Here is a 19,160-nt window from a genome sequence, read left to right on the forward strand (position 1 = left end):
GGGTAAGCAGGAAGCCCCCAACCAGAAGGAGCACGCCGTGAGCGACCCCGGTATCACCCCGAACGACGGCAGCGACGAGTTCCGCGACGACGACGTGGACACCGAGCACGTCGGACCGGTCGAGTTCGACGACCGCGAAGAGGCCCTCGAGACCGTGACGAACGACGCCGTCGCGGGCGAGACCGTCGAACCGCAGCTCGGCGACGGCACCGACGATGGGCCCACCGGCGGCGCATCCCGTGAGGGCGCACCGGACATGTTCGAGCACGACTCCGACGAGGACGGCCGCAACCTCGCGACCGAGGACGGGTCCGGCCCGCTCTGAGTCGCGGAACCGACGACCGGCCCGGTCACGTGACCACGGGACGGACGGGAGGCACGGCGCACGACCCGCGCCGTGCCTCCCGTCCTCCTGTGGCCAGGTCCGCGAGCCGGGTCGCGGACCGCGACCTGCGACGGTTCCTGGCGGACAGCACCCCGGTGCTCGCCGGCGGCCGAGCCATCCTGCTGCAGATCGCGGACCCCGTGGTCGGCGCCGGGGTCCGGCGGCACTCCGACTTCGCACGCCGACCGCAGCAGCGCCTGGCCCACACGCTGATGTTCGTCTACGCCGTGGTGATCGGCACCGATGAGGACGCTGCGACCGCAGCGGGCTTCGTGCACCGGGCCCACCGCCCGGTCGCAGGCGCTGACGACCTCGACCGTCAACTCTGGGTCGCCGCGACGCTGTACGACTCCGCGCGGCTGGCCCACGAGCTGTTCGGCTCGCCGGTCTCCGAGGCGCGGGCCGCCGACGTCCTCCGTGCCTACGCGCCGATCGGGACGGCGCTCCGTGTCCCTGCCGCGCAGTGGCCGGGGTCCGTCGAGGCGTTCGACGCGTTCTGGGAGCGGTCACTCGCCGGGCTCGAGGTCACCGACGACGCCCGCGGGGTCGTCCGTGACCTGCTGCACCCGCGGTTCGCGCCGCTCTGGGTGCGGGCGGCGATGCCGCTCGTCCGGATCGTGACCGTCGGCATGTTGCCGGCCGCCGTCCGCGAGCAGTACGGGTTCCCCTGGGGCGCCGGCGAGGAGCGGCGCTTCCGGCGGGCCGTCCGGGGTGTCCGCGCGGTGCGCTCCGTCGTGCCCGGGTGGGTGCTCCGGCTTCCCGGTCCGCTGCTGCTGCGGGCGATGCGACGGGCGGCGCTCGACCGCCCCGCGGTACGGTGACGGGCATGCCGTCCGATCACTTCGCCATCACGGTGCCGGGTTCCTGGTTCGAACTGCCGGTCGACCCCGACCGGCGCGACGACCTGATCAGCGCACTCGTGCAGGACCGGATCGCCGAGCACCGCGAGCTCTGGGACCACCGCACCGAGATCGTGCGGGTCCTCCGCCGGTTCGCCCGGTCTGCATGGGACAGCGGCGCGCGGTACTGCGCCGCCTTCGCGGAGCCGAGCGAGGACGGCATCGTCTCCGGGGCGCTGACGATCACCGTGCTGCCCGCACCCGAGGCGTCGGAGGACCCGCTCGGGACCCTGACCGACCACGTCGCGTCGCTCGGTGCGGCCGATGACGGCATGCACGTCGACGTGCACGACGTCCCCCGAGCCGGTCGGGTGCCGCGCACGTGGGGCGTCTCGACGGTGCAGGCCCCGGACGGCCGCGGTTCGTTCGACGTCGTCCTCATGCAGACGTTCTTCCCGGCAGGCGAGCAGGTCGCCCTGGTCAGCGTGTCCTCACCCGCGACGGACCTCGCCGAACCGCTGCTCGAGCTCTTCGAGACGGTGACGGACACGTTCGAGCTCATCGACTCCGCCTCGGTCGGCAGCGGAGCCGACGCGTGAGGCTCTGGCCCTTCCGCCGGCGCCGGGTTGCCGAGCCCGTGGTCGAACGGGTCACCGCCGAGGACCTCGCCCACATGGCCCGGCGTGGTGAACTCGCTCGCTCCGTCGTGACGCCGCCGCCCGCGCCCCGGGCGTCCTCGGACCGTGTCCGCGCGACCGTCGCCCAGCTGCCCGGCCGCCCCCTGGGCGGCACGGTCACGGGGCACGCCCCGCCGGCTCGCCAGACCGCGGCGGCCGTCCTGCTCCTCGACGACCAGCGCCGCGTCACCGTGACCGGTCCGGGGCTGATCGGCCGCGACCCGGCGAGCACTCACCCTGACGTCGGGTACGCGCACGTCATCGCGCTCGAGGACCCGGACCGACTGCTCAGCCGCACGCACCTGGAGTTCGGGTTCGGTGCGGAGGGGTCCTTCTGGGTGCTCGACGCGGCGTCCGCGAACGGGGTCGAACTGCACCGGCCCGGGTTCCCGGCGACGATGCTCGCCCCGACCCAGCGCACCGTGGTGCAGCCGGGCGACACCGTCGTGTTCGGCGGCCACACGCTCCGGGCCGAGCCGGCCACCGGCCTCGTCGCCGAGTCCACCAACTGACCGCAGCCGAAGCGACCGGGAGGATCAGCGATGCGGGAACTCCGACTGACGACGGTCGAAGAACGACAGCTCGAGGCGCTGCAGGTCCGGCCCGAGGGGTTCGTGTACCCCGAGCGGTTCCAGCGGGTGCTCGCGCAACAGCCGCTGCCCCTGATCGATCCGTTCATGTGGACGTCCGAGCACCACGAGCAGGGGCGCAACTGGGCCGACATCGTCGCGGCGCAGTTCCCCGAACGGTCGCTCGTGCCGTTCGCCAAGCACCAGGACACGGACGACGTGTTCTGCTTCGAGGGCACCGACCACTCCGGTGATCCCCCGGTGCTCATCATCCACACCTTCACCACCCCCGGTTGGGAGTACCGCGGCCAGTGGGCGTCATTCGACGTCTGGTGGGAGGAGATGGAGGCGCAGCACGCCGAATGGCTCTCCGAGCAGGAAGCAGAGGACTGACGGGTGGCTCGTCGGGACACCGAGATCAGCAAGGCGATGTCGCACGCCCTCCGGCACGCCCCGGACTCCTACGGACTCACGCTCGGCGCGGACGGCAGCGTCCCGCTCAACACGCTGGTCGACGGCTTGCGGGGCGCAGGGGTCGAGGTCGACCCCGATGACGTCCGACGGGTGGTCGTCCAGTCCGACAAGCAGCGCTTCGCGCTCGAGGGGGACCGGATCCGCGCGCAGTACGGGCACTCCACCGAAGAGCGCATCGTGAAGCGGGCGATCACGCCGCAGCCGGTGCTCTGGCACGCCACCTCCCCGGAGGCCGCGGCCGCGATCCTCCGGGACGGCCTCCTGCCGATGGGGCGGCAGTACGCGCACCTGACGACGGATCGCGACCTCGCGCTGCAGGCGGGGCGCCGGAAGTCGGCACACCCGGTGCTGTTGCGGGTGGACGCGGCCAGCGCCTCGGCAGCGGGGATCGAGTTCGTGGAGGGCCACGACCGGGTCACCCTGGCGCTCACGGTCCCGGCGGCGTACATCGGGGCCGTGCCGCACTAGTCGCCCGCCGGCACCTGCACGAGCCGGAGCGTCTGGTCGGCGTCGTGCAGGAGCGCGCGGCCAGCCACACGGTCCTGCGTGATCAGGCTCTTCGAGAGCTTCGTGCCGATCAGGTCCCCGTCGATCGTGCTGAGCGGCGCGAGCAACATGCCGCGTCGTGCCCTCTTGGCGTCCACCTGCCAGCCGCGGAAGCCGCTCGCGACACCCTCCACGTCACCGCCGAGCACGAGACCGGTCGACCTGCCCCGGTCGGACTCCATGATCGTCCGGAACACCGGCTCTGCCGGGCTCTCCTTGAGCGCCTCCGCGTCGTCCACGAGCACGAGGGTGAACCCGCCCGCACCGGCGTCCACCGCCGCGGCGAGCGCCTCCGCCCCGATCGCCGGGTCGGTGAACACGGTCGCGCGATCGTGGGACACGAGGTCGCGGAGCGGGGACTCGCGCGGCGCGACCGCGACGACGGAACCCCCGGCGGAGAGCACGTGCCGGGCCATCGCGGTGAGCGCTGTGCTCTTGCCGGACCGGGCGCTCCCGCCGACGATGAACACCGGGGTGTCCTGCACGAAGTCGTGCGTGTGCAGGGTGAGCTCGTCCCCGCCGACACCGAGCGACACCCGGCCCACGGACCCGTCGCTCGCGGGCAGGTAGCGGAGCGCGTCGGAGAAGCTGATCTGCCGGGGCAGGACGTCGATGCGGAAGGGCTTCGGGACGTCGGCGCGGACATGAGCCCGCACCTCGTCGCCGATCCCACGCAGCGCCGCAGCCTGGTCCCGCCCGCCGAGACCGCCCGGCAGGACCGCCACGTGGGTCTCGGTCGCCGTGCCGTTCCGGAAGCCCCGCCCCGGCGGGATCTCCTCGGGGAGTTTCTTGCCGTTGATGCCCTCGTAGCTGTAGTCCCCGCGGTCGGCCAGCGCGAGCAGGAGCTTCCGCTCGACCTGACTCGACATCCGACCGGACGTCAGGGTGCGGTCGCCCGACACGACGAGGTGCACACCGACACCCACCCCCTCGCGGAGGAGCGTCTGCACGGCGTCGTGCAGTGCGCCGTTCTCGGCGTCGGCGAGTGTCGCCATGAAGCTCTCCCACTGGTCGAGGAACACGACGACGTGCGGCAGCGGGGTGGTGTGCTCGTCGCTCCGCTGCTCGGCGATCGACGAGTACCCGCCAGCGGCGAAGGCCGCCTGCCGCTCCTGCACGGTGCGGAGCAGGATGCCGAGGAGCCGCGAGACCCGGTCGGGCTCGTGCCGCTGGACGACGGCACCGCAGTGCGGCAGCGCGGCCAGTGCCAGCAGTGCGCCGTTGCCGCAGTCGATCCCGTACAGGTGCACGTCGCCGACGCCGAGCCGCAGCGCGAGTGCGCCGGCGAGCGTCCGGAGCGTCTGGCTGCGACCCGATCGCGGCGACCCGATGACGAACAGGTGACCGTCGTCGTCGAGGTCGAACACGGCCGGTCGCTGCCGCTGGTCGGCGGGGTGGTCCTCGATGCCCCAGGCGACCGCGAGCGGCGGCAGGTCCGCGGTGCCCGTGGCGTCGACGTCAGCGAGTCCGACGACCGTGCCGAGCGGCGGCAACCACGGCTTCCGCTGATCGGGCGTCCCGAGCGCGCGGGTCGCGGCACCGATCGACGCGACGAGCACGCTCAGGTCGGTGACCTCGACGTCACTGGCCGCAGGTTCGGCGGAGGCTGCACGCGGTGCCGGTTCGCTGAACGACGAGAACGTGAGCTCGCGGACCAGGGTGGGCCGCGCCTCCAGGCCGTCCGCTCCTGGTCGGCGTCCGCCGACCCGACCCGATTGGAACGGGAGCAGCGAGGCTGCGCCGAGCCGCACGTACGCACGTCCCGGGGTGGTCTTCGCGATGCGCGCGGCGTCGTTCGCGCCGATGACGTCCTGGCTCTCCGACTGGTCCGTCACGCGGAGCGCGATGCGCAGGTTGGTGTTCGCCCGGATCTCCGGCGACACGACGCCGCCCGGTCGCTGCGTCGCGAGGATGAGGTGGATCCCGAGGGATCGCCCACGCTGCGCGATGTTCACGAGCCCCTTGACGAAGTCGGGGAGTTCCCGGGCGAGCGACGCGAACTCGTCGATGACGATGAGCAGCCTCGGCAGGCTCGGGATCGGAGCACCTGCTCCGGCACGCTTCGCCTGCAGGTCCTGGTAGTCCTCGAGGTCCTTCGCGCCGACCTCGGCCAGCGCGTGCTCTCGTGTGCGCAGTTCCGCCCCGAGCGACTCGAGTGCTCGCTCGACCTGGTGCGTGTCGAGGTCGGTCACCATGCCGACCGTGTGCGGCAGGTCGACGCAGTCCTTGAAGGCCGCACCACCCTTGTAGTCCACCAGGACGAAGTTCATCTCGTCCGGTCGGTTCGCGACCGCGAGCGACGCGACGATCGTCTGCAGCAGCTCCGACTTGCCGGACCCCGTGGTCCCCGCCACCAGCCCGTGCGGGCCGTCGTTCCGCAGGTCGATCGCGAAGGCGCCGTCGATGGACTCGCCGACCACGGCCGTCGTGCTCCGACCGCCGAGCAGCCAGCGCGCCTGGACGGCCTCCGACGTCGGCGGCTCCAGGCCGAGTACGTCGAGCAGACGTGACGACGACGGGATCGCGCCGTCCTGCACGTCGGGACTCGCGTCGACGACCGGCGCGAGGGACCGTGCCACCCACTCCAGCCAGTCCTGGTCGACGAGGTCCGGGCGCGCGTCGTCGATCCGTTCCGAGCGCTGCTGCGTCACGCGCACCCGGTCGTCGCGCACGACGACGACGGCGTCGCACTCCTCCGGCAGGAGCCGCTCGTCGAGGTCCAAGCAGATGCTGAAGACACCGACCGCCGGCCCCTCCTTGAGCACCTGCACGAGTGACGGCATCGCGCGGAGGCGCCTGGCGCCGTCCATCACCACGACGATCTCGTCGGCTGGCGGGGTCTTCGGTCCGATCCCAGCCTCTTTCCGCGCGTCGATGATCGCGGCGAGCTCCGCGATCGCCCGCGCGGTGGACGTCGCGCTCGAGGCGATGCTGGTCATCGGCTGGTCAACGCCATCGCGACGGATGTGGGGCAACCACGACATCCACTCCCAGAGCGCCGTGCGGGTGGTGTCGGTCAGGAGGGTGAAGCGGACGTCCTTCGGACTCTGCAGGGTCGCCAGCTGCGCGACGACCCAGTTCGCCAACCGTCGGGCGTCGTCGTCCGGGCCGGCGATGCCGATCACGCCGCGCTCGGCGAGTCGGATCCGGACGGGCACGTCGGTGGCGTCCCACGCGACGGTGCGCTTGTGGGAGAGCTGCTCCGGGTCCTCGATGGTCACCTCGGAGCGCTGGGTGGCGGTCCCGACGCGGACCAACAGGTGGTCCGGGTCCGTCCGGCGCCGCTCCCACAGGCGTGGCAGCGGCGTGACCGCCGTCTCGTAGACGACGGCCGGATCGGGGGCGCTCGCGATCCAGCGCGCACGTTCGGACTGGAGGCTCTCGGTCGCGTCCGCCTCGATCCTCGCTCTGGTGTCCTCGTACTCGGCGACGCGCTGTCGGTACGTCTTCTTGCCCTGGCGGCGCCCCTGGAGCCCCGTGACGATCATGAGGATCGGCGACAGCAGGGCGATGAGCAGGTAGATCCAGCGCCCGGTGGTCGACACGAACATGACGGCCATGCCCATCGGTGCGAGGGCCATCAGGATCGGGAGGGCGCGTGCCGGCGGTTCGGCCGGTGGGGCGGGGAGCTGGTACCGCGTGTGTTCGTCCGGGGGCAGGATCCGGGGCGGACGGTTGTACTCGAGCGACATCCCGTCATCGGCGAGCGACAGGTGGGCACCGCGGTCGGCCGCACGCCCGAAACCGAGCAGCACACCCCCGATCGCGAGCTGAGCGGTCTCCGGCCAGTCGACCTGCTCGGTGACCGCGGCGCCGTCGAGCAACGCCCCGGCGTACCCGTTCGCGGGCCGCACGGTCGCCCCGTCCGCCGTCACCGTGACCAGAAGCGCGACCTCGGGCACGGTCTCCTGCCCCGTGACGTCCGCCTCGACCTGGTCCGTCGTGCTCACGGGGACCCGCACGTGGGCGTTCGGTGCGGTGCCGATCGTCACCGTTCCGGCCTCGACGCGCACGATCGTCCCGGCGTGCAGACCCGAGACGATCCGGATCTCCGCCGTGGTCAGTGGGCGGAGCGGAGCCGGCGGGACCTGTTCGGTGCTCCGGCTGACCACCACGCCATCGCGCACGCCGGACTCGGCGATCGGAGCACGAAGGTCCAACGGTCGCTCGCCGACGAAGTAGACGGGGGTCCGGTCGGAGGCCACGACATCGGTGGCGATGAGCCGCTCGGCCTCGGCCACGACCTCGCCGACCGGACGGGCGTCGTCCGCGTCGACGTGGACGTTCGCGGTCTGGCCGCTCTCACGGTCGACCATCGTGAAGGTGAAGGCCATTGGATCCCCCGAACGTGTTGACGTCACTGCGCATGCCGATGGTAGTGTCCCGTGCAACACGCCCCGTTGGGGGGAACCAAACACACTCCGGGGAAAGGGAGTCACACCGTGGCGAACATCAACGTCTCGTACGCAGACCTCGAGGCAGCGGCCTCCGACCTCCGCGCGGGCCAGGCGGACATCGAAGACCGCCTGTCCGCGCTGCAGCGCAAGATCCAGCAGCTCATCTCGGACGGCTACGTCACCGACAAGTCGTCGGTCGCGTTCGGCGAGTCCTACGACGAGTTCAACCGCGGCGTGACGCAGACCGTGCAGGGGCTCGACGGCCTCTCGAGCTTCCTGTCGAAGGCGTCGCAAACGCTGTCCGAGACGGACGAGTCGCTGGCCTCCGGCCTCAAGGGCTGACACCCGCCCACGACCCCGTGTCCCGCCGTCCGGTGGGCCACGGGGTCGACGCGGTTCTGGTCGGGCGACCGACCGTCGGTTCGTGATCGGGGAGGGATTGCTCCGTGGCAGACAGACTGCTCGTTGACCTGATGGGGCTCGGGGAGCTCCAGAACGACCTTTCGACGGTGCACAGCACGCTCGAGAAGGCGCACAAGCGCGTCGATGCGTCCGACGACGCCATCGGCTCCGGCACCGTGCAGAGCGCCCTGCACGACTTCGACCACCGCTGGGGCGACAAGCGCGACAAGATCAGTGACTCGACGAAGGCGCTCGCGGACATGCTGAGTTCCTCGATCGAGACCTACACGAAGACCGACGAGCAGCTCGCGCACGCACTCCAGGTCAACGACGAGAACGGTGGCGGCGGACCCGCTGCCGGGAGGGCGCAGTAGCCATGGGGCGGCCGTCGGGGTGGGATGTCGTCGATCAGGGAGACGACCCGGTCAAGGGTGACCCGGCAACGATCCGGATGATGTCCCGCGAGTACCAACGGATCTCCGACGCCGCCGACGACGCCTCCACCAGACTCCGCTCTGTGCAGGGCTCCGGCTGGCTCACGGACTGGCAGGGCGACGCCGCCGACGTGTTCGTTGACGCGATCAAGGACACCCCCACCGACCTCGGCAAACTCGTCGACTCCTACGCCCGCGCAGCGACCGCGCTCTCCGGCTGGGCCGACACCGTCGACGACACCCAGTACCGCGCCGACGGCGCCCTCGCCGACGCCAAAGACGCCTCCGGCGACCTCGCCACCGCGCAATCCCGCCTGTCCGACGCCCAATCGACGCTCACCCACTACCAGTCCGCCGCGTCCAAGCTGTCGACCGTCGCAGACCAGTACCCCGCCGGGTCCACCGTCCCGCCCGGCGTCGACGTCCCCACCCCCGCACAACTCCGAGCAGCGTCCGACAACGCCTCCGTCGCAGCAGGCTCCGTGTCCTCCGCGCAGGGCGACATCAGCGCCGCTCAATCCCGCATCGACGCCGCGAAACGGCTCGTCGCGGACGCGAAGGGCGACTGGGAAGACGGCGAACGGCGCACCGCGAAGGCAATCGGCGACGCCGCCGACGCCGGACTCGGAAAGCAGTCGTTCTGGGACAAGGTCTTCGGCTCCGAGACCTGGCAGACGATCGTGTCCGTCGCGAAGGTCGTCGTCGCCATCGGCGGCATCATCGTCATGATCATCGGTGGTCCGTTGGCGTGGGTCGTGCTCGGCGCAGCCCTGCTCGTGCTCGCGGACACCCTCTACAAGATGTCCAAGGGCACCGCTGACGGCTGGGACCTGGGGTTCGCGCTGCTCGACTGCATCCCGGGGATGAAGGGCATCACCACCGCTGCGAAGATCGGCGAGGAGTTCGCAAAGGGTGCGTCGCTCGTCGGGAAGCTCAGCTCGGCTGGTCGTCACGTCGCCTCGGAGAGCAAGCAGCTCTTCGCGCCGGGGATCCACCTCGTGAACAATTTCCGCCACGGAGCGACGCAGCGCTCGCTCGAATCGCTCCGCGCGTTCATCGTCCACGGCGGCTCGGCCGCGGTCCGGAGCATCGAGCGTCCGGGCAACGGTTTCATCGCATCGGTTCTCGCGGTGCCCGGTGCCGCTCGTTCCGGGACCAAGCTCTACTGGGACAACGGCGGGAGTTCACTCGCTGAGCTCGCTCGCCACTGGCAGGGCGGCAAGGGCGGCCTCTCCAGTGGCTACCTGGGCGTCGACCGTTGGGCCGACGGCGACCAGCACGCGCTCGTGGGCCAGCACGTCCAGATCAGTGGTCCTGGGCACGGCAACTTCTACGTCCCGGACGGCACGATCCACGCCGGTGACAGCGCGGCGCACTACAGCGAATCGGTCCAGGTCGGCGTGCAGTCTCCTGCGGGTCAGGACGGCGTCGACATCGCGACGTCCGTCCACCCGGACTACCGGTTCACCGGCGACCGTTATCTTGTCAACGAACCGTTGCCCCACGCGGAAGGCGTCGCACAGGCGAACACGCAGTTCGGACCGGGCGGCCAGCACCAGCTCTTCACGGATCGGACCACCGCTCAGCTCGTCAACGACGGCACGCTCAGCCCGGTTGACTCGGCCGGCACCGTCCTCCCGAACGATGGATGGGGCAACGCGGTCCCCAAGGGCGGCAACAAGGTGTACATGGACATGATGACGTTGCGGCCCGAGGCAGGAGTGATGACGACCCACCAGTACACCAACGCACTGCACGACCTCGGCACCCGTGGCGTCGCGGTCGGTGCCGGCGCCGCTACCGCCCCTTGGGACGTCTCTGAGGCGATAACCTCCGTGCACGAGCAGTTCCGTTGACCCGGACCGGCCTGACGCGGGCCGGTCAGGAGTTGCTCCCGCGATCGCCCTCGTGGACGGCCCTCCCGGGCCGAGGTGCCGACGGACGATGGACCGTCTTACCCGCGGTGGTACCGATGTGGCCGGAGTACGGAGGAGCACTCCCGCTCCTGAACGCCCTCGCCGCTGACGGGCACGACGTCGCGGATGTCGGCGGTTCCTTGTTCGAGCGGGGACGACAGACCGCCGTCGCGCACTTCGCGCACATCGGGACACCGGACGCGCAAGCAGTACTCGGAACGCTCGAGCTCGACCCGGCGTTCCACGTGGTGTCGATCGAGCGCGACGGACACCGCGAAGCGATCGTCGACGACGGCTGGACGAACGACTACGAACCACGGCGTTTCCGGCTCGTCCTGGCCCCGGAGCGCCCGCGGTTGATGTCCGACCGCCCCGGCGCCCGGCCGACACCGGTCGGACGGATCCGTCGAGAGCTGGAACCGCTTTCACCGGATCCGCGGGGCCGGTACGAGGTCCCCGAGTCGGGCGCCTTCGGCGAGGGGTGGGGCCGCCTGGCCGTCGTGGCACGCACCCTGATGAGCATCGGCGCCGACGTCCGCCCGACCTTCGAGGGGTACGAGGACCTCTCCGAAGTGGTGCACTTCGCGGGAGGTACGCTCGTCCGGGGCGACCTCGACTGGTCTGCGGTCTTGGGTGCGTTCGACTTCCCAGCCGGCGTCCACGTCGAGGTCTTGCCCGGCAGCCACGCGCTCGTCCGGGACATCCCTGAACCGTACGATCCCCTCCGCGCGACGTTCGCGCTCGTCTTCGCTCCGTCCCGACCCGCGTCGCTCCTGCGACGCATCTTCGACTGAGGTCACCGTGACACCCATGAGCTCCGCCAACCGACGCGCCTTCATGGTGCGCTCTCGATTCGCCTTCGCCGCCGCGGAAGTCATCGCCCTGCGCCAGGACGAGCACGGCACCCCACTCGGGATCGTCTCGGACGACCAGACGCCGTTCGCGATGGCCTTCACCAACCCGGAGGCCGCACGTGCCCGTGTCCCGGAGGGCGTCCGTGCGACGCCGCTCTCGTTGCCGATGCACCGGCTCGCGCGGCTCGTCCCCGAGACGTGGGGCATCGTGCTCGACGTGGACGACCCATACCCGCAGGTCGTCGCTCCTGCACAGAAAGCAGACGTGGTCGCCGCGAGCGGACCGTTCCCGGTCGGGGCAGACGTCTCGCTCGACGCCGTGCAGCGCGCAGATCACACATTCACGGAGTCGCTTCGAGAGCAGACGGCAGGGGCCGCCGGCATCAGTCGCGTCTGGGTCTTCCGCCACCGCGTGGACATCCTCCCAGACGACCTGATGGTCGTGGTCGCGTCCGACGGGCCCGAGTCGTCGCTCCGGTACGCAGACGCCGTCTTCTCGGTGGCCGAGCGCCTCCAGATGGACCTGCCCGTGACGACGGCCTGGATCGACGAGTTGCCCGTCGACCACGCGATGTGGATCCGGCAGCAACCGACCGTCCTGGCGCCCGGCGCCGAGTGACGTGGAAGCGGGCCGACACCGAGCAGCACACGGGACCACCCTCGCGGCTGTCCCGATCCCTGACTGCCTCCACCTCGCGGTCGATGACGTCGGACGCGCGGCGACGGATCCGTACGACCGCGGAATCCGCATGGCGTTCGCCTACTCCGTCGCCGCGGACCGCCCCGCAGCGCGCGGCACCGCGACGCGAGCGGTGTCTCTCGCCTCGCTCATCGAGGACGAACGGGCCGGACGGTACCTGGTCCAGGTCGACGTTGCCGACGGGCACGGCGACGGCCTGCCGGTGCTCCCACACCGCGCGCGGCGCGTCGGTCTGCTCCCACTCGCGCCGTCTGCGGTGCGCTGCATCGAGCTGTCCGCCGCGAGCGGGGTCTGGGCCGCCATCGTCCGCCGTGTCTCGCGTCCCCGTGCGGCATGGCGGCTGCTCGAGGCCGGACAGGACGGCGCCGCCCTCGACCTCGTGATCGATCCCGAGCCGGCGGCGTGGCGAGCGCGAGCAGCCGTTGAGCTCGCCGTCCGCCCGCACCCGGAGGTCGTCGTCGTCGACTCCATCCACGCCGTACCGCGCGTCTGGCGCAGGGCGGCGATCGAGCTGCTCCACGGCCCGGACGGGCAGCCGGGATGAGTACCCAGTTCTTGTCTTAGCGACAATTACCGTGCTACGGTCGAGTCATGGCAGTCGAACTCACCACCTGGGACACCCAGGGAACCCCGACGACACCGACCTTCACGACGATGCACTTCCCCGCCGGTGAAGCCCACGTCAAGATCACCGACGACCGCGACGACGACGCGGCCGACCGCAGCGACGACACCGCCGCCCGCCGCACCGAGATCGCGACCCTCCGCGGCACGAGCGGCGACGACCTCCTCATGCTCGGCATGTGGGCCGACGCCGTCCGCCAGCGCGGCTCGAAGTCCGTCGCCCTGATCCCGTACCTGCCCGGCGCCCGCCAGGACCGCGGCATCCCCTTCGGCGCGAAGGTCTACGCCGACGTCCTCAACGGCTTCCGGATCGACCAGGTCATCGCCTTCGACCCGCACTCCCCCGTGATCGTGGACCTCGTCGAGCGACTCACCGTCGTGACGAGCGAGCAGGTGGTGCGCGAGCAGGTCATCCACCGCGACGAACAGCACTACCAAGGGATCATCGCGCCGGACAAGGGCGCCGTCCCGCGTGCGACCGCCGTGGCCGAGGCCTCCGGGCTCCCGGTGTACCGCGCTGAGAAGCACCGCAACCCGGACACCGGCAAGCTCGACGGCTTCTCCTGCGAACCGCTCCCCGAGACCGGACGCTTCCTGGTGGTCGACGACATCTGCGACGGCGGCGGGACCTTCATGGGGCTCGCAGGCAGCACCGGACTGCCGAAGGAGCGCCTGGGCCTCTGGGTCTCGCACGGCGTGTTCTCCGGCCGTGCCGCCCAGCTGGCCGACCACTTCGGCGAGATCGTCACGACCGACTCGTACCCGGCGCAGAACCCGATCCCGGGTCTCCGCACCGTCCCGCTCACCCCGTACCTCACGAAGGAGATCCGATGACGAACACCGCCAGCGCCGTCACGACCGGCCTCGAACCCCGCATCACCACCGCGAGCCCGATCGCCCCGCTGCTCGCCGTCGACGGGTACAAGCACTCGCACCGGCAGCTCTACCCCGCCGGCACGACGCGGATCCTGATCAACTGGACGAACCGGTCGAACGCACACATGCCCGACTCGACGCACGCCGTGGTGTTCGGGCTGCAGGCGTTCATCCAGCAGCACCTGGTCGAGGCGTGGGCGCCGTTCTTCGCCGCCGACGAGGACGAGGTCGCCGACCTGTTCGAGCAGGCCCTGCAGGGCTACTTCGGTCCGAACCACATCGGCACGGACCACGTCCGCGCACTCCACCGACTCGGGTACCTCCCGCTCGAGATCCGGGCGCTCCCCGAGGGCACGCTCGCTCCGATCGGCGTGGCAACCCTGACGGTCGAGAACACGGTCGACGAGTTCTTCTGGCTCCCGAACTACATCGAGACCGCGTTGTCGGCCTCGATCTGGCACCCGTCCACCGTGGCGACGAAGGCGCTCGAGTACCGCGACCTCATGGAGGACTGGGCCGCCCGCACCGGAGCCGACCCGGCCAGCATCGACTTCGCCGCGCACGACTTCTCGTTCCGGGGCCAGTCCAGCATCGAGTCGGCTGCCGCCGGCGGCGCGGGGCACCTGCTGTCGTTCCTCGGCACGGACTCGATGCCGTCGCTCGACTTCATCGCCCGCTACTACCCGGGCGACAACGGGTGGGTGGCCGCGAGCGTCCCCGCCACCGAGCACAGCGTCATGTGCGTGCGCGGTGCGGACGGCGAGCTCGAGACCTTCCAGCAGATCCTCGACGTCTACCCGACCGGCATCGTCTCCGCAGTCAGCGACGGGTTCGACCTGTTCAAGGTGCTCACCGAGACGCTCCCGGCCCTGAAGGACCGCATCACCGACCGCGACGGCAAGCTCGTGATCCGCCCGGACTCCGGCGACCCGGTCGACATCGTGACGGGGACCGTGCACGGCGTCCCCACCGAGGAACTGCTGCGCGACGGGCGCTCGAACGAGGAGAAGGGTGTCGTCGAGCTCCTGGACGAGCTCTTCGGCCACACCGTCAACGAGGCCGGCTACAAGGTCCTCGACCGGCACATCGGCGTGATCTACGGCGACAGCATCACGCTCGACCGGGCCCGTCGGATCTACGAGCGCCTCGCCGCGAAGGGGTACGCGAGCGACAACATCGTCCTCGGGGTCGGGTCGTACACCTACCAGTACATGACCCGCGACAACCTCGGCAGTGCGGTCAAGGCGACCTGGGCACTCGTCGAGGGGCAGCCGGTGGACATCCAGAAGGACCCGAAGACCGGCAGCGGCAAGAAGAGCGCCAAGGGCCGCATCGCGCTGCACCGGGACGCGACCGGCGAGATCCGGCAGACCGACCAGGCGACCGCCGAGGACGAGGCCACCAGCCTGCTCCAGCCGGTGTGGGTCGACGGGCGCTTCACGCGCCTCCAGTCCTTCGCCGACGTCCGCGCGACGCTCCGCCGCGAACGCGCCGACCGTGCCGCTCGCCGGGAGCGCGCGTGACCGACGCCGCCACGGCGGCCCGCGAGCAGCCGCTCATCGCGATCGACGTCGTCCCGATGTCCTTCGCGCCGGGTGGCGGCCTGCGGGTCGCCACCGCGCGTCGGCCGTACGAACCGTACGCCGGACTGGAGGCACTGCCCGGCGTGCTCCTGGACGGTCCGGAACGCCTCGACCAGGGTGCGCGACGCGCACTGCGGACCAAGACCGGGATCGACGCGGCTGCGGTCCGGCACCTCGCGCAGATCGGGGCCTTCGACGGACCCGAGCGGGACCCGCGCGACGCCGCGATCAGCATCGCGTTCCTGGCGGTGGCGGCACCGACCCCGGCCGCACAGCCGGCCCCGGCGACCGGCACGTCGGGTGATGGCCCCAGGACCACGTCCGCGACCTGGCACGACGTCGCCGAGGTCCCCCCGCACCTCCCCTTCGACCACGACCGGATCATCACCGCTGCCCTCGACCACGTGCGCACCCGGATGTGGCGGGACCTGCCCCTGACACGTGCGCTGCTCGGCGAGGTGTTCACGACGTCCGACGCCGCCCGGCTGCACGCGGCGGTGACGGGAGCGGCTGCGGACCCGGGCAACCTCAACCGGGCGCTCCGCACCAACCCGGCACTCGAACGGACCGCGGCGGTCGGGCCGACCCCGGGCGGCCGGGGTGGGCGTCCCCCGGCGACCTGGGCGTGGCGGAACTGAGCACGGTTGGGTGGAGCCATGTCCTCCTCCCTGTCCGGTGACGACTCCCTCCGCCTGCCCGAGTTCGAGGCACCGCCCGCGTCTCCGCTCGACCTCGCTCGGCAGTGGCTCGACGACGCGGGCGAGCGGGACATCTCCGAACCGCTGTCGATGACGCTCGCCACCGCGGGGGCCGACGGCCGGGTGAGCGCCCGGACCGTCGACGTGAAGCGGATCGACGATCGCGGCCTGGTGTTCGGCACCTCGACGCTCAGTCCGAAGGGGCGGCAGCTCGCGGAGAACCCGCACGCCGCGCTGCAGGTCTACTGGCGGGAGACGATGCAGCAGCTCCGGTTCGAGGGGCGGGCCGTGCAGCTGTCCGACGACGAATCCGACGCGCTGTTCGCCGATCGGTCGCCGAAGTCACGGGCGGCGACGGCGATCGCCGACCAGTCCGACGTGCTCGAGCCGCGGACGCTGCAGGACCTCATCGACGACGCGAACGCGCTGCTCGAGGAGACCGACGACGACGTGGCCCGCCCTGCCGGGTGGGTGGCGTGGCGGCTGGAGCCCGACCTGGTGGAGTTCTGGCACGGCAGCCGCGACCGGATGCACCGGCGCCTGCAGTACGTGCATTCCGGTGCGGGGTGGGACACGGCGCGCTTGCAGCCGTAGCGGGCCCGTGTCGGTGCTCCTCGGGTCGCGGACGCCGCCACACGCCAGCGCAGCGGCCGACGCCAGCGCAGCGGCGCAGCGGCCGGCGGCTAGAGCTTCTCGATCGGGGCGATCTTGATCAGCAGCTTCTTGCGCCCTGCCGCGTCGAACGCGATCTCCGCGATCCGCTTCGCGCCCTGCCCACTCACGGCCGACACGGTGCCCTCGCCGAAGTCGACGTGCGAGATCCGATCGCCGGGGGCGAGTTCCATGTCCCCGTTGTCCCGGACCTGCCCGGACACCCGGTTCGCCCACTCGGTCTTCGGTCGGGTCTTCGCCGCGGCTGCTGCACGGTCGTAGGACCCACCGCCCCAGCCGCCACCACCGCGGTAGCCCCCACCGCCGCCGCCACCGCCCGAGCCACCGAACCCACCGTCGCGCTTCGCGTTGAGCGCCCGGGGCTGCGTGCCGCCACGACTGTTCGCCATGCCCGGCGACTGCTTCCACTCGATGAGCCCCTCGGGGATCTCCTGCAGGAACCGGGACGGCATCGCCACGTTCACGTCCCCGAACTGCGCGCGGGTCATCGCCAGCGACAGGAACAGGGACTTCTTCGCGCGGGTGATCCCGACGTAGAACAGGCGCCGCTCTTCTGACGGACCGCCCGGCTCGTTCGCCGACATCCGGTGCGGCAGCAGGTCCTCTTCGACCCCGGTCAGGAACACGGCGTCGTACTCCAGGCCCTTCGCCGTGTGCAGGGTCATCAGTGACACGGTGCCCGAGGAGTCGTCGAGCTCGTCCGCAGCAGCGACCAAGGACACCTCGGTCAGGAAGTCCGACAGCGTGCCCTCCGGGTTGTTCTTCTGGAACTCCCGGGTCACCGCGACGAGCTCGTCGATGTTGTCCGCGCGGGCCGCGTCCTGCGCGTCCGGCGACTTGCGCAGGTTCTCGAGCAACGCCGAGCCGTCGAGCAACTGCGTCAGGGTGTCGACCACCGGCTGGGTTGCTGCTCGCGAGGACACGTCGTCCAGCAGCGCCGCGAAGGACGTGATCGCGGTCCGCACCTTCGGGCCGAACCCGAGTTCGTCCGCGTGCCGCAGGGCATCGCGCATGGTGGTCTCGTGCTCGTCGGCGTAGCGCTGCAGCGTGGTCTCGGTGACGGCGCCGATGCCGCGCTTCGGCACGTTGAGGATCCGGCGCAACGACATCGGGTCGGCCGGGTTCGCGACGGTGATCAGGTACGCCATCGCGTCCTTGATCTCGGCGCGCTCGTAGAACTTCGTCCCGCCGAGCACCCGGTACGGGATCGCCGAGCGGATGAAGATCTCTTCCAGCGCACGCGTCTGCGAGTTCGTCCGGTAGAACACCGCCATGTCGCGGTAGTCCATGCCGTCCTCGTGCAGGCGCTGGATCTCGTCGGCGACGAACTGCGCTTCGTCGTGGCCGGTGTACCCGGTGAACCCGACGATCTTGTCGCCGGCGCCGACGTCCGTGAACAGGTTCTTCGCCTGCCGGTCGAAGTTGTTCGCGATGACGGCGTTCGCGGCGTCGAGGATGTTCTGCGTCGACCGGTAGTTCTGCTCGAGCAGGATGACCTTCGAGTTCGGGAAGTCCCGCTCGAACTCGACGATGTTGCGGATGTCGGCACCGCGGAACGCGTAGATCGACTGGTCGGAGTCGCCGACGACCGTGAGCGAGGCCGGGGCGATCGATCCGTCGGTCTCGCGCATGCGGGCGACGTGCTGACCGGCGTCCTCGAGCTTGTCGACCTGCTCGACGGGCACCGGGCGCGTGAGCTCACGGATCAGGGAGTACTGCGCGTGGTTCGTGTCCTGGTACTCGTCGACCAGGATGAACCGGAACCGCCGCTGGTACAGCGCCGCGATGTCCGGGAACGCACGGAACAGGAACACGGTCTGCCCGATGAGGTCGTCGAAGTCGAACGCGTTCGCGCGGCGCAGGTCGTTCGTGTAGCGGCGGAACACCTCGGTGAACATGACCTCTTGCGGGTCGTTCACGTTGATGTTGCGGGCGTACGAGTCGATGTCCTGCAGCTCGTTCTTGAGCTTCGAGATCTTCGACGCCGCAGCGCCCACCGTCAGCCCGAGCGAGTCCGCGTCGAGCTCCTTGATGATCCGCTTCAGCAGGGCCTTCGAGTCGGCCGAGTCGTAGATCGTGAACGACTGCGGGAACCCGAAGCGCTCGGCTTCGCGGCGGAGGATCCGGACGCACGCGGAGTGGAACGTCGAGATCCACATGCCCTCGGCCGTCTGCCCGACCAGTGCCCGGACACGCTCGCGCATCTCCGCGGCGGCCTTGTTCGTGAACGTGATAGCGAGGATCTGCGACGGCCAGGCTTCGCGGTTCGCGAGCAGCAGCGCGATGCGACGTGTCAGGACGCTCGTCTTGCCGGACCCCGCACCCGCGACGATGAGCAGCGATTCCCCGCGGTACTCGACGGCTTCCTTCTGCTGGGGGTTCAGACCCGCGGTGAACGGGTCCTCGTAACCGGCGCGGTTGCCCGCGCCCGGTTCGGGCGTCTGGTCGAAGGGGTCGAGCACGATCGTCATGTCCGGCCCAGTCTAGGCGCGACCCCCGACACCTCCGGGGTCG

18 protein-coding genes are annotated in these 19,160 nt (G+C 70.9%); 16 read left to right on the plus strand and 2 right to left on the minus strand.

Features of this window, described 5'->3' with window-relative positions; genetic code table 11:
* The first annotated feature begins 37 nt into the window (after positions 1–37).
* The 6 genes from J7E22_RS04900 to J7E22_RS04925 all read left to right on the plus strand — a co-directional run bounded on the left by J7E22_RS04900 (position 38) and on the right by J7E22_RS04925 (position 3,412).
* Entirely contained in the window at positions 38–325 is a 288-nt protein-coding gene (locus tag J7E22_RS04900) for a hypothetical protein (RefSeq protein ID WP_214979510.1), read from the plus strand.
* 89 nt (positions 326–414) lie between these two features.
* On the plus strand, positions 415–1,206 hold the full coding sequence (locus tag J7E22_RS04905) for an oxygenase MpaB family protein (protein ID WP_214979511.1): 792 nt from the start codon (positions 415–417) through the stop codon (positions 1,204–1,206).
* Between the two features lie 5 nt (positions 1,207–1,211).
* Complete coding sequence (locus tag J7E22_RS04910) at positions 1,212–1,823, plus strand: hypothetical protein (protein ID WP_214979512.1); 612 nt, start codon at positions 1,212–1,214, stop codon at positions 1,821–1,823.
* Positions 1,820–2,413: an FHA domain-containing protein gene (locus J7E22_RS04915; RefSeq protein WP_214979513.1), complete on the plus strand. Its 594-nt coding sequence runs from the start codon at positions 1,820–1,822 to the stop codon at positions 2,411–2,413. Before J7E22_RS04910 ends, J7E22_RS04915 begins: the two co-directional genes overlap by 4 nt.
* Positions 2,414–2,443: 30 nt before the next feature.
* Positions 2,444–2,863, plus strand: coding sequence for a hypothetical protein (locus J7E22_RS04920; RefSeq protein ID WP_214979514.1), 420 nt, complete (start codon positions 2,444–2,446; stop codon positions 2,861–2,863).
* 3 nt (positions 2,864–2,866) lie between these two features.
* Entirely contained in the window at positions 2,867–3,412 is a 546-nt protein-coding gene (locus J7E22_RS04925) for an RNA 2'-phosphotransferase (RefSeq protein WP_214979515.1), read from the plus strand.
* Here the strand turns inward: J7E22_RS04925 and J7E22_RS04930 are convergent.
* Entirely contained in the window at positions 3,409–7,824 is a 4,416-nt protein-coding gene (locus J7E22_RS04930) for an FtsK/SpoIIIE domain-containing protein (RefSeq protein ID WP_214979516.1), read from the minus strand. The genes J7E22_RS04925 and J7E22_RS04930 overlap by 4 nt on opposite strands.
* A 108-nt stretch (positions 7,825–7,932) precedes the next feature.
* On the opposite strand from J7E22_RS04930, the gene J7E22_RS04935 reads away from it, so the two are divergent.
* From J7E22_RS04935 to J7E22_RS04980, 10 genes are all read left to right on the plus strand, one after another.
* Positions 7,933–8,229 carry a WXG100 family type VII secretion target gene (locus tag J7E22_RS04935; RefSeq protein WP_214979518.1) on the plus strand — a complete coding sequence of 99 codons (297 nt, stop codon included), beginning with the start codon at positions 7,933–7,935 and terminating at the stop codon, positions 8,227–8,229.
* 104 nt (positions 8,230–8,333) lie between these two features.
* A complete protein-coding gene (locus J7E22_RS04940; protein WP_214979519.1) occupies positions 8,334–8,663 on the plus strand; it encodes a DUF6507 family protein in 330 nt (109 codons plus the stop codon).
* A 2-nt stretch (positions 8,664–8,665) separates the two neighbouring features.
* Entirely contained in the window at positions 8,666–10,579 is a 1,914-nt protein-coding gene (locus J7E22_RS04945; RefSeq protein WP_374193253.1) for a putative T7SS-secreted protein, read from the plus strand.
* A 107-nt stretch (positions 10,580–10,686) separates the two neighbouring features.
* Positions 10,687–11,433 (plus strand): hypothetical protein, encoded by a 747-nt coding sequence (locus J7E22_RS04950; RefSeq protein ID WP_214979523.1) that lies wholly within the window; start codon positions 10,687–10,689, stop codon positions 11,431–11,433.
* Positions 11,434–11,449: 16 nt separating this feature from the next.
* Positions 11,450–12,112 (plus strand): SseB family protein, encoded by a 663-nt coding sequence (locus J7E22_RS04955; protein ID WP_214979525.1) that lies wholly within the window; start codon positions 11,450–11,452, stop codon positions 12,110–12,112.
* A gap of 130 nt (positions 12,113–12,242) precedes the next feature.
* Positions 12,243–12,737, plus strand: coding sequence for a hypothetical protein (locus J7E22_RS04960; protein ID WP_214979527.1), 495 nt, complete (start codon positions 12,243–12,245; stop codon positions 12,735–12,737).
* A gap of 47 nt (positions 12,738–12,784) precedes the next feature.
* Positions 12,785–13,651, plus strand: coding sequence for a phosphoribosyltransferase family protein (locus J7E22_RS04965; RefSeq protein ID WP_214979529.1), 867 nt, complete (start codon positions 12,785–12,787; stop codon positions 13,649–13,651).
* Positions 13,648–15,216 carry a nicotinate phosphoribosyltransferase gene (locus J7E22_RS04970; protein WP_214979531.1) on the plus strand — a complete coding sequence of 523 codons (1,569 nt, stop codon included), beginning with the start codon at positions 13,648–13,650 and terminating at the stop codon, positions 15,214–15,216. The genes J7E22_RS04965 and J7E22_RS04970 overlap by 4 nt, the downstream gene beginning before the upstream one ends.
* On the plus strand, positions 15,213–15,914 hold the full coding sequence (locus J7E22_RS04975) for an NUDIX domain-containing protein (RefSeq protein WP_214979533.1): 702 nt from the start codon (positions 15,213–15,215) through the stop codon (positions 15,912–15,914). Before J7E22_RS04970 ends, J7E22_RS04975 begins: the two co-directional genes overlap by 4 nt.
* Before the next feature lie 18 nt (positions 15,915–15,932).
* On the plus strand, positions 15,933–16,568 hold the full coding sequence (locus tag J7E22_RS04980; protein ID WP_214979535.1) for a pyridoxal 5'-phosphate synthase: 636 nt from the start codon (positions 15,933–15,935) through the stop codon (positions 16,566–16,568).
* Between the two features lie 89 nt (positions 16,569–16,657).
* On the opposite strand, the gene J7E22_RS04985 is transcribed toward J7E22_RS04980, so the two are convergent.
* Positions 16,658–19,117, minus strand: coding sequence for an ATP-dependent helicase (locus J7E22_RS04985; protein WP_214979537.1), 2,460 nt, complete (start codon positions 19,115–19,117; stop codon positions 16,658–16,660).
* Positions 19,118–19,160 lie beyond the last annotated feature (43 nt).

Origin of the sequence: Curtobacterium sp. ISL-83, assembly GCF_018613895.1 — a bacterium.
Lineage (GTDB): Bacteria > Actinomycetota > Actinomycetes > Actinomycetales > Microbacteriaceae > Curtobacterium.